The 16,291-nt window shown below is 57.0% G+C and carries 12 protein-coding genes and 1 pseudogene; 6 read left to right on the top strand and 7 right to left on the bottom strand.

The window, feature by feature from the left end; genetic code table 11:
• Positions 1-16: 16 nt before the first annotated feature.
• The 4 genes from htpG (at position 17) to ACOTXR_RS07225 (ending at position 5,178) form a co-directional block, all read left to right on the top strand.
• Positions 17-1,885: a molecular chaperone HtpG gene (gene htpG / locus ACOTXR_RS07240; protein WP_078309381.1), complete on the top strand. Its 1,869-nt coding sequence runs from the start codon at positions 17-19 to the stop codon at positions 1,883-1,885.
• Between the two features lie 194 nt (positions 1,886-2,079).
• Positions 2,080-2,724 carry an adenylate kinase gene (adk, locus tag ACOTXR_RS07235; RefSeq protein ID WP_006809841.1) on the top strand — a complete coding sequence of 215 codons (645 nt, stop codon included), beginning with the start codon at positions 2,080-2,082 and terminating at the stop codon, positions 2,722-2,724.
• A gap of 124 nt (positions 2,725-2,848) precedes the next feature.
• Positions 2,849-3,811, top strand: coding sequence for a ferrochelatase (gene hemH, locus ACOTXR_RS07230; protein ID WP_058690571.1), 963 nt, complete (start codon positions 2,849-2,851; stop codon positions 3,809-3,811).
• 62 nt (positions 3,812-3,873) lie between these two features.
• The gene (locus tag ACOTXR_RS07225; RefSeq protein ID WP_023336829.1) at positions 3,874-5,178 is read left to right on the top strand and encodes an inosine/guanosine kinase; all 1,305 of its coding nucleotides are present in this window, start codon (positions 3,874-3,876) and stop codon (positions 5,176-5,178) included.
• A gap of 94 nt (positions 5,179-5,272) precedes the next feature.
• Here ACOTXR_RS07225 and ybaL read toward each other — a convergent pair.
• Together ybaL and ACOTXR_RS07215 are read right to left on the bottom strand one after the other, a co-directional pair.
• Positions 5,273-6,946, bottom strand: a pseudogene (gene ybaL, locus ACOTXR_RS07220) (YbaL family putative K(+) efflux transporter); the annotation flags it as partial.
• Between the two features lie 232 nt (positions 6,947-7,178).
• Positions 7,179-8,381, bottom strand: a complete 1,203-nt coding sequence (locus ACOTXR_RS07215; protein WP_023332256.1) for an MFS transporter — start codon at positions 8,379-8,381, stop codon at positions 7,179-7,181.
• 164 nt (positions 8,382-8,545) lie between these two features.
• Between ACOTXR_RS07215 and ushA the strand changes: the two genes are divergently transcribed.
• The gene (gene ushA / locus ACOTXR_RS07210) at positions 8,546-10,198 is read left to right on the top strand and encodes a bifunctional UDP-sugar hydrolase/5'-nucleotidase UshA (RefSeq protein ID WP_045269147.1); all 1,653 of its coding nucleotides are present in this window, start codon (positions 8,546-8,548) and stop codon (positions 10,196-10,198) included.
• An 89-nt stretch (positions 10,199-10,287) separates the two neighbouring features.
• On the opposite strand, the gene ybaK is transcribed toward ushA, so the two are convergent.
• The 3 genes from ybaK to copA form a co-directional block, all read right to left on the bottom strand.
• On the bottom strand, positions 10,288-10,767 hold the full coding sequence (ybaK, locus tag ACOTXR_RS07205) for a Cys-tRNA(Pro)/Cys-tRNA(Cys) deacylase YbaK (protein ID WP_014882819.1): 480 nt from the start codon (positions 10,765-10,767) through the stop codon (positions 10,288-10,290).
• A 199-nt stretch (positions 10,768-10,966) separates the two neighbouring features.
• Entirely contained in the window at positions 10,967-11,761 is a 795-nt protein-coding gene (locus ACOTXR_RS07200) for a TraB/GumN family protein (protein WP_058690572.1), read from the bottom strand.
• Positions 11,762-11,811: 50 nt separating this feature from the next.
• Positions 11,812-14,310 (bottom strand): copper-exporting P-type ATPase CopA, encoded by a 2,499-nt coding sequence (copA, locus tag ACOTXR_RS07195; protein WP_058690573.1) that lies wholly within the window; start codon positions 14,308-14,310, stop codon positions 11,812-11,814.
• A gap of 108 nt (positions 14,311-14,418) precedes the next feature.
• Between copA and cueR the strand changes: the two genes are divergently transcribed.
• Positions 14,419-14,829: a Cu(I)-responsive transcriptional regulator gene (cueR, locus tag ACOTXR_RS07190; protein WP_014882822.1), complete on the top strand. Its 411-nt coding sequence runs from the start codon at positions 14,419-14,421 to the stop codon at positions 14,827-14,829.
• On the opposite strand, the gene ACOTXR_RS07185 is transcribed toward cueR, so the two are convergent.
• Positions 14,826-15,278, bottom strand: a complete 453-nt coding sequence (locus ACOTXR_RS07185) for an NfeD family protein (protein WP_023332259.1) — start codon at positions 15,276-15,278, stop codon at positions 14,826-14,828. The genes cueR and ACOTXR_RS07185 overlap by 4 nt on opposite strands.
• Positions 15,275-16,189 (bottom strand): SPFH domain-containing protein, encoded by a 915-nt coding sequence (locus tag ACOTXR_RS07180; RefSeq protein WP_008499312.1) that lies wholly within the window; start codon positions 16,187-16,189, stop codon positions 15,275-15,277. Before ACOTXR_RS07180 ends, ACOTXR_RS07185 begins: the two co-directional genes overlap by 4 nt.
• Positions 16,190-16,291 lie beyond the last annotated feature (102 nt).

The following is a 16,291-nucleotide window of genomic DNA, read 5'->3' as shown; positions in this document are numbered from 1 at the left end:
GTTGAGGTCGACTTAGATGAAAGGACAAGAAACCCGTGGTTTCCAGTCAGAAGTAAAACAGCTTCTGCACCTGATGATCCATTCCCTGTATTCCAACAAAGAAATCTTCCTGCGTGAGCTGATTTCCAACGCCTCCGATGCGGCGGACAAGCTGCGCTTCCGCGCGCTGTCTAACCCGGATCTGTACGAAGGCGAGCTGCGCGTGCGCGTCTCTTTCAATAAAGAGAACCGTACCCTGACCATCGCTGATAACGGCATTGGGATGAACCGCGACGAGGTGATCGACCACCTCGGCACCATCGCCAAATCCGGCACTAAAGCGTTCCTTGAGTCCATGGGCTCTGACCAGGCGAAAGACAGCCAGCTGATCGGTCAGTTCGGCGTGGGCTTCTACTCAGCGTTCATCGTGGCGGACAAAGTCACCGTGCGTACTCGTGCGGCGGGCGACAGCGCGGAGAACGGCGTGCTCTGGGAATCCAAAGGCGAAGGTGAGTACACCGTTGACGACATCACCAAAGCAGACCGCGGGACTGAAATCACCCTGCACCTGCGTGAAGGGGAAGATGATTTCCTGAACGACTGGCGCGTACGCTCCATCATCAGCAAATATTCCGATCACATCGCTCTGCCGGTTGAGATTGAAAAACAGGAAGAGAAAGACGGCGAAACCGTGGTCTCCTGGGAGAAAATCAACAAGGCGCAGGCGCTGTGGACGCGCAACAAGTCTGAAATTAAAGACGACGAATATAACGAGTTCTACAAGCACATCGCCCACGACTTTACCGACCCGCTGACCTGGAGCCACAACCGCGTGGAAGGGAAGCAGGAGTACACCAGCCTGCTGTACATCCCGGCGCAGGCCCCATGGGATATGTGGAACCGCGATCACAAGCACGGCCTGAAGCTGTACGTGCAGCGCGTCTTCATCATGGACGACGCCGAGCAGTTCATGCCGAACTACCTGCGCTTCGTGCGCGGCCTGATCGATTCTAACGATCTGCCGCTCAACGTCTCCCGCGAGATCCTGCAGGACAGCACCGTCACCCGTAACTTGCGCAACGCCCTGACCAAACGTGCGCTACAGATGCTGGAAAAACTGGCGAAAGACGATGCGGAAAAATACCAGACCTTCTGGAAACAGTTTGGCCTGGTGCTGAAGGAAGGCCCGGCAGAAGACACCGCAAACGTTGAAACCATTGCTAAGCTGCTGCGCTTCGCCTCCACGCACACCGACTCCTCCGCGCAGACCGTGTCGTTGGAAGAGTATGTCTCCCGCATGAAAGAAGGGCAGGAGAAGATCTACTACATCACCGCCGACAGCTACGCGGCGGCGAAGAGCAGCCCGCACCTGGAGCTGTTGCGCAAGAAAGGCATCGAAGTGCTGCTGCTGTCTGACCGCATCGACGAGTGGATGATGAACTACCTGACCGAGTTCGACGGTAAAGCATTCCAGTCGGTTGCAAAAGCCGATGAGTCCATCGACAAGCTGGCGGATGAGGTAGATGAAAGCGCGAAAGAAGCCGAGAAGGCGCTGGAGCCGTTCGTTGAGCGCGTGAAAACCCTGCTGGGTGACCGTGTGAAAGAGGTACGTTTCACTCACCGTCTGACCGATACCCCGGCCATTGTCACGACCGATGCCGACGAAATGAGCACTCAGATGGCGAAGCTGTTCGCAGCGGCGGGCCAGGCGGTGCCGGAAGTGAAATATATCTTTGAGCTTAATCCGGATCATCCGCTGGTGAAACGCGCGGCGGATACCCAGGACGAAGCACGCTTTGCCGAGTGGGTTGAGCTGCTGCTGGATCAGTCCCTGCTGGCCGAGCGCGGCACGCTGGAAGACCCTAACCTGTTCATTAAACGTGTGAATGCGCTGCTTCTGGCGTAACTGACCACGCCTCCCCTGGTCTTCTCCCTCTCCCCGTGGGAGAGGGCCGGGGTGAGGGCCCAGACCGCACTCACCCAAATTATCTCCCCCCGTTAACCGTTTCAGCCTTCCCGCCTTCCTTGAGCGATGTCCGTTCTGGTGGTATTGTTTAGCGCTTTTGAAAAATTGAAACGACATTTGAGGGGATTTTCGCAATGCGTATTATTCTGCTTGGCGCTCCGGGCGCGGGTAAAGGAACTCAGGCTCAGTTCATCATGGAGAAATACGGTATTCCGCAAATCTCCACCGGTGACATGCTGCGCGCCGCTGTAAAATCTGGCTCCGAGCTGGGTAAACAAGCGAAAGACATCATGGACGCAGGCAAGCTGGTAACCGACGAGCTGGTTATTGCGCTGGTCAAAGAGCGCATTGCTCAGGAAGATTGCCGTAACGGCTTCCTGCTGGACGGCTTCCCACGCACCATTCCTCAGGCTGACGCCATGAAAGAAGCGGGCATCAACGTGGACTACGTTCTCGAGTTCGACGTACCGGACGAGCTGATCGTTGACCGTATCGTTGGCCGTCGCGTACACGCTGCTTCTGGCCGCGTTTACCACATCAAATTCAACCCGCCTAAGGTTGAAGGTAAAGACGACGTGACCGGCGAAGAGCTGACCACCCGTAAAGACGATCAGGAAGAGACCGTGCGTAAACGCCTGGTGGAATACCATCAGATGACCGCGCCGCTGATCGGCTACTACACCAAAGAAGCGCAGGCGGGTAACACCAAATACGCCAAAGTCGACGGCACCAAAGCCGTGGCTGACGTACGTGCAGAGCTGGAAAAAATTCTCGGCTAATCGCGCGCCTCTCACCCGGGTCCCCGGGTGAGAAATATTCTCACCTTACCTATTACAGCAATGGGTTTCGTTTAAACGCATTTCCGCTACAATTGACAACCTATCAAATGGTTAAGAGGCGTGAATGAGTCAGGCGAAAACCGGCATCCTGCTTGCCAATCTGGGCACTCCAGAAGCACCTACATCAGACGCGGTAAAACGCTACCTGCGACAATTTTTAAGCGACACGCGCGTTGTGGATTTCCCGAGACTGCTGTGGTGGCCGCTGCTGCGTGGCGTGATTCTGCCGATTCGTTCTCCGCGCGTCGCCAAACTCTATCAGTCCGTCTGGATGGAGGAGGGCTCGCCGCTGATGGTTTACAGCCGTCGTCAGGAAAAAGCGCTGGCCGCCCGCCTGCCGGATATGCCCGTCGCGCTCGGCATGAGCTACGGAAAACCGTCCCTGGAAAGCGCGGTGGAATCACTGCTGGCGCAGGGTGTAGACCATATCGTGGTGCTGGCGCTCTACCCGCAATACTCCTGCTCGACGGTGGCCGCCGTCTGGGACGAGCTGGCGCGCATTCTGGCGACCCGTCGCCGCATTCCTGGCGTGACCTTTATTCGCGATTACGCCGATAACGATCTCTACATCAGGGCGCTTGCCAACAGCGCGCGCGCGTCGTTTGAAAAGCACGGCGAGCCGGATCTGCTGCTGCTCTCCTATCATGGGATCCCACAGCGTTTCGCCAACGAAGGGGATGATTATCCGCAGCGCTGCCGCGATACCACCCGTGAGCTGGTTTCCGCCCTCGGCCTGCCGCCGGAAAAAGTGATGATGACCTTCCAGTCGCGCTTCGGTCGCGAGCCGTGGCTGACACCGTACACCGATGAAACCCTCAAAATGCTTGGCGAGAAGGGGGTTAAGCACATTCAGGTGATGTCGCCAGGCTTCTCGGCGGACTGCCTGGAAACCCTGGAGGAGATCGCGGTGCAAAACCGGGAATTTTTCCTTGAGGCTGGCGGCGAAAAGTACGAGTACATTCCGGCGCTTAACGACTCGCCTGAACATATTGACATGATGGTCTCGCTGGTGACGAACAGCCGCTGATCGCACTCCAGGCCGGGTTTGTGCTACCATTCCCGGCCCATATTCTTCATACAGTTCAGACCATGAAATTTCCCGGTAAACGTAAATCCAAACACTACTTTCCCGTTGATGCGCGCGATCCGCTCCTGCAGCAAATCCAGCCTGAAAATGAAACCAGCGCCGCCTGGGTCGTTGGTATCGACCAGACGCTGGTGGACATTGAAGCGAAAGTGGATGATGAGTTTGTCGCCCGTTATGGTCTGAGCGCCGGTCACTCACTGGTGATCGAAGACGACGTTGCCGAAGCGCTGTACCAGGAGCTGGTGCGTGAAAATCTCATTACCCATCAGTTTGCCGGGGGGACCATCGGTAACACTATGCACAACTACTCCGTGCTGGCCGATGACCGCTCGGTACTGCTCGGCGTGATGTGCAGTAACATTGAAATCGGTGGTTATGCCTACCGCTATTTGTGCAACACCTCCAGCCGTACCGATCTGAACTATCTTCAGGGCGTTAACGGGCCGATTGGCCGCTGCTTCACGCTGATCGGCGAGTCCGGGGAGCGTACGTTTGCCATCAGCCCTGGCCATATGAATAAGCTGCGCGCCGAGAGTATTCCTGAAGCGGTGATTGCGGGTGCCTCTGCGCTGGTATTGACCTCCTATCTGGTACGCTGCAAGCCGGGCGAGCCGATGCCGGAAGCGACCATGAAAGCGATCGAGTACGCGAAAAAGTACGATGTGCCGGTGGTTCTCACGCTGGGCACCAAATTCGTGATTGCCGATAACCCCGAGTGGTGGCAGGCGTTCCTGAAAGAGCACGTCTCAATTCTGGCGATGAACGAAGAAGAGGCCGAAGCGCTCACCGGTGAGAGCGATCCGCTGCTGGCCTCTGACAAAGCGCTGGACTGGGTGGATCTGGTGCTCTGCACTGCCGGCCCCGTCGGGCTCTATATGGCGGGCTTTACGGAAGAAGAGAGCAAACGCAAAACCCAGCACCCGTTGCTCCCTGGCGCGATTGCCGAGTTCAACCAGTACGAGTTCAGCCGCGGTATGCGCCATAAAGATTGCCTCAACCCGCTGCGTATCTACTCCCACATTGCGCCTTATATGGGCGGACCGGAGAAGATCATGAACACCAACGGGGCGGGTGACGGCGCGCTGGCAGCACTGCTGCACGACATTACCGCCAATGCCTACCACAAAACCAACGTACCCAACTCCAGCAAACACAAGTTCAACTGGCTGACCTATTCGTCGCTGGCGCAGGTGTGTAAGTACGCGAACCGCGTGAGCTATCAGGTGCTGAACCAGCATTCACCGCGCTTAACGCGTGGCCTGCCGGAACGGGAAGACAGCCTCGAAGAGGCTTATTGGGACAGGTAAAAGCAAAACGGCAACCCGGTTGCCGTTTTTAGTGTTTGTTCCCTCTCCCCGTGGGAGAGGGCCAGGGTGAGGGCATCAGACCGCAAAAATCGTACCCCGTAGCAGCCTCTTCAACCGGCGGTTTCGCCAGCAGCGTCAGCATCGTGTTCGCAATCTCACGTTCGCCCATCACTACCTTATCCGCACCGCGCTCGGTGATGTACTCCACCTCATCGTCATAATGCGCCCGGGCGATAATCTCAATATTGGGGCATTTCTCACGCGCGGTGGCTACAATCTCGCCCGCTTCATAGCCATTCGGAATAGTCAGCAGCAGCCAGCGCGCGCAGTCCAGATGCGCCAGCGCCATAATCTCCTCGTTGGCCGCATTGCCCAGCACCGCACGAATACCACGCTCGCGCAGTTCATCAACGCGGGTGCGTGAGGTTTCAATCACCACCAGCGGAATGCCCTGCGCCATCAGCTTCTCACCGAGCAGGCTGCCCACGCGACCAAAGCCGACCAGCAGCGCATGGTTGCAGATATCCACCGGGATCTGCTTCTCCTCTTCGATGGCTTCTTCCAGCGTCTGCTCTTCCAGCGTTTCGGTTTTATCGAGGTATTTTTCCAGCAGGGCAAACAGGACCGGGTTCAGCATAATCGACAGAATTGCCCCCGCCAGCACCAGATTCTGCCCGGCCTGGGGCAGCAGGTTCAGAGCCATACCCAGACCCGCGAGGATAAAGGCGAACTCACCAATCTGCGCCAGGCTGGCGGCAATCGTCAGCGCCGTACGCGGGGAGTGGCCGAACATCCGCACCAGGAAGAAGGCGGCGAGCGACTTACCGAAGATAATGATCGCCAGCGTGCCCAGCACGGCCAGCGGCTGCTGAACCAGAATCATCGGATCAAACAGCATGCCGACGGAGACAAAGAACAGCACGGCGAAGGCATCACGCAGGGGCAGGGTGTCATGCGCGGCGCGGTGGCTCAGCTCAGACTCGTTCAGCACCATTCCGGCGAAGAACGCGCCCAGGGCAAAGGAGACGTCGAACAGTTCAACAGCGCCAAAAGCGATCCCCAGCGCCAGCGCCAGCACGGAAAGCGTAAACAGCTCGCGGGAGCCGGTCGCCGCGCTGCGGGACAGGATCCACGGCACCAGACGACGGCCCACCAGCATCATGATGGCGATAAACGCCACCACTTTACCGATGGTGATACTCATATCCAGCGCCAGCGAGGCGAAGCCGATGTTGTCTTTTTCCATCATTCCGGCGACGGCAGGCAACAGCACCAGCGTCAGCACCATCACCAGATCTTCCACAATCAGCCAGCCTATCGCGATTTGCCCGCGCTGGCTGTCTATCAGCTGTCTCTCTTCAAGCGCGCGCAGCAGCACCACGGTACTGGCGGTTGAGAGACACAGCCCAAATACGATACCGGTCATCAACGACCAGCCCAGCACGGCCGAAAGCGCCATCCCCAGCAGCGTCGCCACCCCTATCTGGGCGATCGCGCCAGGTATGGCGATCGACTTTACCGCCATCAGGTCCTTCAGGGAAAAGTGCAGGCCAACACCAAACATCAGCAGAATCACGCCTAATTCCGCCAGCTCAGGCGCCAGCTTGGTATCCGCGACAAAACCTGGCGTAAACGGTCCCGCCAGAACCCCCGCTAATAAATAGCCGACAAGAGGAGAAATACGCAGTTTATTGGCAATCATGCCAAGGATAAAAGCGAGCACAAGTCCACCAACAATGGTGGTGATAAGCGGTGTGGCGTGGTGCATTCCGTCTCCTTTCGCGGTGAGTGTTCCATTTTTGGCGTGAATACCAAAAGACCAGGTAATAGTTTATGACAATTTTTGCCCTTATGTTTATGAATAATTGTTGAAGTTTGAATAAAACGGCAATATGCGCGTAAAAAAGCGCATATTGATAAATTCAGGTCAGGGATGGAGAGGAAACCCTTATGGCACAAGGGGGGAAGGTAGCCAAAGTTTTACTTTGGCTACCTGTAATTCACGCTTTGTGACGGTTATCAGGCAGGAATATGGTCAACATCCCCAGAAGTGGCAGGAAAGCACAGATTTTGTAAACCAGGAAGATGCTGGTGTGATCCGCGACCATCCCCAACACCGCTGCACCAAGCCCGCCCATACCGAAGGCGAAACCGAAAAAGAGTCCGGAAACCATACCGATACGGCCCGGTAACAGCTCCTGGGCATAGACCAGAATGGCGGAAAATGCCGAGGCGAGGATAAAACCAATGATCACGGTTAAAATGCCCGTCCATTCGAGGCTGGCATACGGCAAAATAAGGGTAAACGGCGCGACACCGAGGATAGAGCCCCAAATAACATATTTCCGGCCAATCTTATCGCCCACCGGCCCGCCAATAACCGTTCCGGCAGCAACCGCGAAAAGGAAGGCAAACAGGTGGATTTGCGCATTTTGTACCGATAATCCGAATTTTTGCATCAGATAAAAGGTGTAATAGCTGCTGATGCTTGCCATGTAGAAGTATTTCGAGAAAATCAGCACCAGCAGTACGGAAACCGCCAGAATGACCTTATTCCGGGGCAGGGGATTGATAACCTTCGCTTTAGGTTTCCCCTTATTTACGCGATGCTGAGCGGCATACCAGCGGCTGATCTGCGCCAGCACGATAATCGCCAGCAGTGCGGCCAGCACAAACCACGCCACGTTCCCTTTGCCATACGGGGCGATAATCACCGCCGCCAGCAAGGGGCCGAGGGAGCTGCCAAAGTTACCGCCGACCTGGAAAAGTGACTGCGCCAGCCCGTGGCGGCCGCCGGAGGCCATACGCGCCACGCGTGAGGACTCAGGGTGGAAGACGGACGACCCGGTACCCACCAGCGCGGCAGCAATCAACACCGCCTCAAAGCTGCCAGCCATCGCCAGCAATACCAGACCGCTCAGGGTAAAGCACATGCCAATCGGCAGCGACCACGGCATCGGGTATTTGTCCGTCCAGTAGCCCACCACTGGTTGTAGCAGCGAGGAAGCCAACTGGAAGGTGAGGGTGATCATCCCGATCTGCACGAAAGTTAACGAAAACTCGGACTGCAGCAGCGGATAAATTGCCAGAATCAACGACTGGATCATGTCGTTGAGCAGGTGCGAAAGACTGATTGCGCCTAATACCTTAAAAGAGGTGCGCGATTTTGGCGGCGACGCCGGGGTTGATTCGCTGATTGCCATAAATACCACGTTGTTTTGTTATTAGAGATGCAGGGTGTAATTATTATCCGACTAACATACCCGCCCGGGACATTTGAAGAAAGTCGCAATTCTGAAAACTTATTTGTCTATTATTGTGAGTCACTGTAATTTTTGCCTTTGTCTATTGGTCAGGGAGAGAGAAGATGAAGTTAATGAAGCGGGGCGTCGCGCTGGCGCTCATCGCCGCATGGGGTCTGGTAAGCCTGCCCGCGCAGGCGTATGAAAAAGATAAAACCTATAAAATCACCATTCTGCATACCAACGATCATCATGGTCATTTCTGGCGCAGTGAATATGGCGAATATGGTCTCTCGGCGCAAAAAACGCTGGTGGACGGCATTCGCAAAGAGGTGGCAGCCCAGGGCGGCAGCGTGCTGTTGCTCTCAGGCGGTGATATTAATACCGGCGTGCCGGAATCTGATTTACAGGATGCCGAGCCGGATTTCCGTGGCATGAATCTGATTGGCTACGACGCGATGGCCGTCGGTAACCATGAGTTTGATAACCCGCTGACGGTGCTGCGTCAGCAGGAAAAATGGGCCAAATTCCCCTTCCTCTCCGCCAACATTTACCAGAAAAGCACCGGCGAACGGCTGTTCAAACCCTGGGCGCTGTTTAAGCGTCAGGATTTGAAGATCGCAGTCATTGGCTTAACCACCGACGATACGGCAAAAATCGGCAATCCCGAGTTCTTTACGGATATTGAATTCCGCAAACCGGCAGACGAAGCGAAGCTGGTGATTCAGGAACTGCAGCAGAACGAAAAGCCGGACGTGATTATCGCCACCACGCACATGGGGCACTACGACAACGGTGAGCACGGCTCCAATGCACCCGGCGACGTGGAGATGGCGCGCAGCCTGCCTGCAGGGTCACTGGCCATGATTGTGGGTGGTCACTCACAGGATCCGGTGTGCATGGCATCGGAGAATAAAAAACAGGTGGATTACGTGCCGGGCACGCCGTGTGCGCCGGACCGTCAGAACGGTATCTGGATTGTGCAGGCCCACGAATGGGGTAAATACGTGGGCCGGGCGGACTTTGAGTTCCGTAACGGCGAGATGAAACTGGTGCACTACCAGCTCATTCCGGTCAACCTGAAGAAGAAAGTGACCTACCCGGACGGGAAAAGTGAGCGCGTACTTTACACGCCAGAGATCGCTGAGAACCCGCAGATGCTCTCCCTGCTGACACCGTTCCAGAATAAAGGCAAAGCGCAGCTGGACGTGAAAATCGGCACGCTTAATGGTCGTCTGGAGGGGGACCGCAGTAAAGTCCGCTTCGTGCAGACCAACATGGGACACCTGGTGCTGGCGGCGCAAATGGCGCGCACCGGTGCTGATTTTGGCGTGATGAGCGGGGGCGGCATTCGTGACTCTATTGAAGGCGGAAATATCACCTACAAGGATGTCCTGAAGGTGCAGCCGTTTGGTAACGTAGTGGTCTATGCCGACATGACCGGCAAAGAGGCGATTGACTACCTGACCGCCGTCGCGCAGATGAAGCCGGATTCCGGGGCCTATCCGCAGTTTGCCAACGTCAGTTTTGTGGCAAAAGACGGCAAGCTGAATGATCTGAAGATCAAAGGCGAACCGGTCGACCCGGCAAAAACCTACCGTCTGGCGACGTTGAGCTTTAACGCCACCGGCGGCGACGGTTATCCGCATATTGATAGTAAACCGGGCTATGTGAATACCGGCTTTATTGATGCGGAAGTGCTGAAGCAGTACATCGAGCAGAATTCACCGATTGACGTGAACGCGTATGAGCCGAAGGGTGAGGTGAGCTGGCAGTAGTCTGGTATTTTGCCGGGTGGCGGCTTCGTCTTACCCGGCCTACATGCGAATCGTAGGCCCGGTAAGCGCAGCGCCACCGGGCAATTTTCTCAATCCCTGCGCGCAATATCCGCAAACTTCGCGTCCAGCATTTTCGCCAGATCGCCCGCCGCCAGCTCGATATCCAGCCCGCGTTTGCCGCCTGAAATATAGATCGTGTCAAATTCCTGCGAAGGGGCATCAATCAGCGTCGGCAGGCGTTTTTTCTGCCCCAGCGGGCTAATCCCGCCCACCAGGTAGCCGGTGGTCCGTTGCGCAACCATCGGATCTGCCATATCCACCTTTTTCGCCCCCAGCGCCTTCGCCACTTTCTTGAGATCGAGCTGTCCGGCGACGGGCGTGACCGCCACGGCGAGATGTTTCATATCGCCGTTCACCGCAACCAGCAGCGTTTTATAGACCTGGTCAGCGTTCAGCCCCAATTTGCGCACCACTTCGTCGCCAAAGTTGGTTTCATTCGGATCGTGATCGTAAGTGTGGATCCGGAAAGAAATGTTGTTTTTTTCGAGTAATTTAACGGCGGGAGTCATAGCTATCCTTCTTACGACAGACAAATCATGCCAACAGCATACGCCTGACGTTTGTCTAAAAAATAGCACCATCTTGCGCAATAGTATTGGCAGTGATGGTCACTTTGAGCGACAATCGGCTCAACCGAAGGTCTCCTTCGGCATAATAAAAACGATGAAATTCCTCTTTGACGGGCCAATAGAGATATTGGCCATTTTTTTATTTCAGCAGCGACGGCAAATTCCCTTCTCCGTACAAATGTAACGCCCCGACCGCAACCACGTATTCCCCGGCAGGTAATGCATGCAGCGTCTCTCGCCAGGCATTGTTGCGCGCATTCATCAGCACATCATACAGCGATTCGCTGAACGTTGACGGCAGCGCCAGCTTTCCGTCTGCTGGCGGCGCATCCAGCCACCAGCCAATCATGGTTTGCAGCAGACGTGCGTTGGTGTGCCAGTGGGTCAGCGTATCATCCAGCAGCATGCGGCCGTCGTCCGGAAGCTGACGCAGGAGCGCAATCTGGCTGTCCGTTCCTTCCAGTTCAATGATGGGCAGATTGCGCGCTCTTGCCAGATTGAGCAGCTGGTAATCAATACCGTAGTCACCGCGCAGACCCAGTCGCTGCGCCTGCGTGGCCTGTAGCACCATCGCAATTTGCCAGAGCGGCAGGGCGTCAATCATTGAGAGCGACACGCCGGTTTCATCGGCGACGCGCGTCAGTTCCGCCAGTTGGGCTTCGTCCAGACGTTCCGCCAGGGTCAGATCGCTTTCAAGCCCGGCAAACGGTGACTCCTGGCCCGAAATATCCGCCTCGACGACCAGCGCGTCGGCGCGCTTCAGCCGTTTTATCAGGCCGGGGGGCAGAGGTGACATATCCTGCGTACCCATATGGATGCTGCCGACCAGATGCAGGTGCTGACCGCCCGGCAGGGAGATATCAAGGCCGGGCCACGCATAGCGGCGGGGAAAGAGGGCGCGAAACGATGTTTTTATACGATTAAACAGGCCCATACGCGCTCCATGAACGGAAAGGTTCATGCTAGCGCGTACGGGTACAAGGTTCAATCCTTCGGTTTAAAGCGCAGCAGGCGGTTGGCATTGCTCACCACGGTGATGGAGGAGAGCGCCATCGCCGCACCTGCAACCACCGGGTTAAGCAGCGTGCCGGTCAGCGGCCACAAAATACCGGCAGCAATCGGGATGCCGAGTGAGTTATAGATAAACGCCCCCAGCAGGTTCTGCTTCATGTTGCGCAACGTGGCTTTTGAAATGGCCAGCGCGTCGGCAACGCCCATCAGGCTGTGGCGCATCAACGTGATGGCGGCGGTTTCAATGGCAACATCGCTCCCGCCCCCCATGGCGATACCGACGTCTGCCTGGGCCAGCGCCGGGGCATCGTTGATGCCGTCGCCCACCATCGCCACCTGACGTCCCTGGCGTTGCAGGTTCTTAATCGCATCCGCTTTGCCATCCGGCAGAACGCCTGCAATGACTTCATCAATACCGGCTTCTTTCGCAATAGCGTTTGCCGTCGTCGGGTTGTCCCCGGTCAGCATCACCAGGCGATAGCCCGCGCGGTGCAGACGCGCCAGGGCATCCACGCTGTCCTGACGAAGTGGATCGCGCACGGCCAGCAGGGCAGCGGCTTTGCCATCCACCGCCAGCAGAACCGGGGTTGCCCCCTGAGATGCCTGCGCTTTCAGTTCGCTTTCCAGCGCCGCGGTATCAATACCATTATCATTGAGCAAGGCCTGGTTACCCAGCAGCAGCGTATGCCCCTCGGCTTCACCGCTGACACCGAGCCCGCGCAGCGTGCGGAAGTTACTGACCTGCGGCAGGGCCGCAGCATTCGCTTTCTCGAGAATGGCGCGCGCCAGCGGGTGGCTGGAGCCTTGCTCCAGCGCGGCGGCGAGACGCAGCGCGTCCTCCTGCGCGATGCCTGCGGTGTTCACGGCCACAACCTGCGGTTTCCCCTCGGTCAGCGTGCCGGTTTTATCAAACACCAGCGTATCTAGCGTACTGGCCCGCTGCAGTGCGTCCGCATCCCTGACCAGCACGCCAAACTCGGCGGCACGGCCTACGCCGGAGATAATGGACATCGGCGTGGCCAGGCCAAGCGCGCATGGGCAGGCAATAATCAGCACCGTGGTGGCAATCACCAGGGTGTAGACAATCTGTGGCGCAGGGCCGAAGAAATACCAGATCGCCGCGCTCAGCAGGGCAATACCGACCACCACCGGCACAAAAATGGCCGAGATTCGGTCAGCAAGCTGGCCAATCTCCGGCTTGCTGCTCTGAGCCTGGCGCACCATTCGGATAATACGCGACAGCGTAGTATGGCTACCAACCGCACTGGCGGTGAACAGCACGCTGCCATCCTGAACGACCGTGCCGGCATGGACGGCATCGCCGTCGGATTTCTGCTGAGGGATGGATTCCCCGGTCAGCATCGCTTCATCCAGCCAGGCTTCGCCCTGGGTTATCGTGCCGTCAACGGGCACGCGATCGCCGGTGGTCAAACGCAGCGTCATGCCGGGCTGCACTTCCGCCAGCGGGACGCTTTTTTCCCCCTCGTCCGTGAGCACGCGGGCCGTCGGTGGGGTTAAATCGAGTAATCGTTCCAGCGCTTTGGAGGAGCGCTGACGGGCGCGGGCTTCCAGCATATGGCCTAAGTTAATCAGGCCGATAATCATCGCGCTCGCTTCATAATAGAGATGGCGCGCTTCCATCGGGAACCACTGCGGCCAGACGTTAACGCTCATTGAATAGAGCCACGCCGCGCCGGTACCGAGTGCGACCAGCGTATCCATCGTCGCGGTGCGGTTTTTCAGGCTCTTCCAGGCGCTGGTATAGAAATGCCCGCCTGCAAACACCATGACCGCAAGGGTAATCAGACCAATCACCAGCCACAGCGTGCGGTTGTCGGCGGTGACCATCATATTGTCACCCATCATGCCCCACACCATCACCGGGATCCCCACCAGCAGGGCGACAATCGCCTGCCAGCGGAAGCGCTTCATGGTGGCGATAGCCGTTTCCTGCTGGCGCTCGCGGCGTTCGACATCATCTTCGATGGCCTCTGCGCCGTAGCCCGCTTTCTCCACGGCCTGCACTAACTCTGCGGCGGAGGCACTGCCCATCACCAGCGCAGTACGCTCCGCAAGGTTTACCCGTGCCTGTGCGACGCCCGGTACCGCCTGTAAGGCATTTTGTACCCGGGAGACGCAGCTGGCGCAGCTCATACCGTTGATCAGCAGCTGTTGGCTGTCATCAATATCATCCGCTGCCGGAAGCTCAGGAGTGGCCGCTGTCAGTGCTTCCGACGGGGATGATGACTCTGCCAGCGGTTTAGCCTTTGGGTGGCTCAGCTCCGCCCCATAACCCGCTTGTTTAATGGTATCGATCAGCGCATCCGCGCTGGCGCTGCCGGTCACGGCGGCATGGTCGATAGTCACCTCAGCGCTTTCAACATCAGGACGCTGTTCCAGGCTTTCTTTAACGCGTTTGACACAGTGGCCGCAGGAGAGGCCGTCCAGCGTCAGGTCAATAGTGTGAGACATAACAAAACTCCCGTATAATGAACTGGTCAGTTGTTGACCGGAGTAACGCTTTTCGCTAACTGTTATGAAGGTTAAACCTTCCATCAAGGGGAAGGTCAAGGGGGAAATGTGAATATCAGTGACGTGGCAAAAAAAACCGGCTTAACCAGCAAAGCCATTCGCTTTTATGAAGAGAAAGGGCTGGTAACGCCGCCGTTGCGCAGTGAAAACGGTTACCGCAGCTACACGCAACGGCATCTTGATGAACTGACGTTACTGCGCCAGGCAAGGCAGGTGGGGTTTAACCTGGAAGAGTGCGGCGAGCTGGTAAACCTGTTTAACGATCCGAAGCGCCACAGTGCCGACGTGAAAAAACGCACGCTGGAAAAAGTGGCGGAGATCGAACGCCATATCATCGAATTACAGTCGATGCGTGAACAGCTGTTACAGCTGGCGGATTCCTGTCCGGGTGATGACAGCGCCGACTGCCCGATTATCGACAATCTTGCCGGCTGCTGCCACCGCAAAACCCACGCTTAACAGGCTTTTACCCGCAGGGTAATGCCTTCTACCGCAATGACCTCAACCCGTGTTCCGGCGCTGAGGTCGTCGTCGGCCACCACCGGCCACGAGCTGTCACCTACGCGCATATGCCCGCGCCCGTTCACCAGCGGGGTGTCGAGCGTAAAACGCTTGCCGACGATCTGCTGTCCGCGCTGGTTAAGGTGGGCATCCAGCGGTTTCTGTTCGCTTACCTGTCGGTTCAGCCAGCGCCACCACAGCCAGGCGGCCACCAGCGTCAGCACGGCAAACAGCGCCCCCTGCCACGCCCAGTCAAGCGGCAGAAGCCAGACGACCAGGCCGGTAATGACCGCGGCAACACCGCTCCACAGCAGGTAACCGTTGCCGCCCAGCATCTCGGCGGCCAGCAGTAAGCCACCGAGGCTTAGCCAGAACGCATGAGGATGTGCGACGATCAGTTCAATCATTTTTTACGCTCGTTTCCGCTGTCTTTAATCAGTTCGGCAATCCCTGCGATAGAGCCCATCAGGCTGCTGGCATCCAGCGGCATCATCACCACTTTGCTGTTGTTCGCGGAGCCGATCTCTTTCAGTGCATCGGTATATTTTTGCGCGACGAAGTAGTTCACGGCCTGGATATCACCGGCGGCAATCGCCTCGGATACCATCTGGGTCGCGCGGGCTTCCGCCTCTGCAGAACGTTCACGCGCTTCTGCCTGTAAGAATGCGGACTGACGATCGCCTTCCGCTTTCAGGATCTGCGACTGTTTTTCCCCTTCTGCTTTGAGGATTTCGGCCTGACGCACCCCCTCGGCTTCCAGAATATAGGCACGCTTGGTTCGCTCAGCCTTCATCTGGGCGTTCATGGAGGCGATCAGTTCTGCCGGCGGGCGCACGTCGCGGATCTCGATACGGGTGACTTTGATCCCCCACGGGTTCGTGGCCTCATCGACAATGTGCAGCAGGCGGGTATTGATGCTGTCGCGCTGGGAGAGCATCTCGTCCAGCTCCATCGAGCCAAGCACGGTACGGATGTTGGTCATCGTCAGGTTAACGATCGCCAGCTCCAGGTTGCTCACCTCATAGGCCGCTTTCGGCGCATCAATCACCTGAATAAAGCAGACGGCATCAATGGTAACGTTGGCGTTATCTTTGGAGATCACTTCCTGAGAAGGGATATCCAGCACCTGTTCCATCATGTTGATCTTGCGACCGATGCGGTCCATGAATGGGACAATCAGGCTCAAGCCAGGCTGTAGCGTGTTGGTATAGCGGCCGAAGCGCTCGACGGTCCACTGATAACCCTGAGGGACAATTTTGACGCCTGCGCCGACGATAACCAGCGCAACGAAGATAAGGACAGGAACAACGATGAGCATAAAAACCTCCTGTTTTGCATGCTATGGCAGAAATGAAATCACTTTTTGTTGATCCTAAGTATACGAGGAAAGTCGCTTTATTATCACTCATCGCCGTAAACT

Origin of the sequence: Enterobacter cloacae complex sp. IR53030 (genome assembly GCF_049238365.1) — a bacterium.
GTDB lineage: Bacteria > Pseudomonadota > Gammaproteobacteria > Enterobacterales > Enterobacteriaceae > Enterobacter > Enterobacter kobei.
Note: the sequence above shows the minus strand (reverse complement) of the source record. Positions and strands in the feature narration are given on the sequence as shown.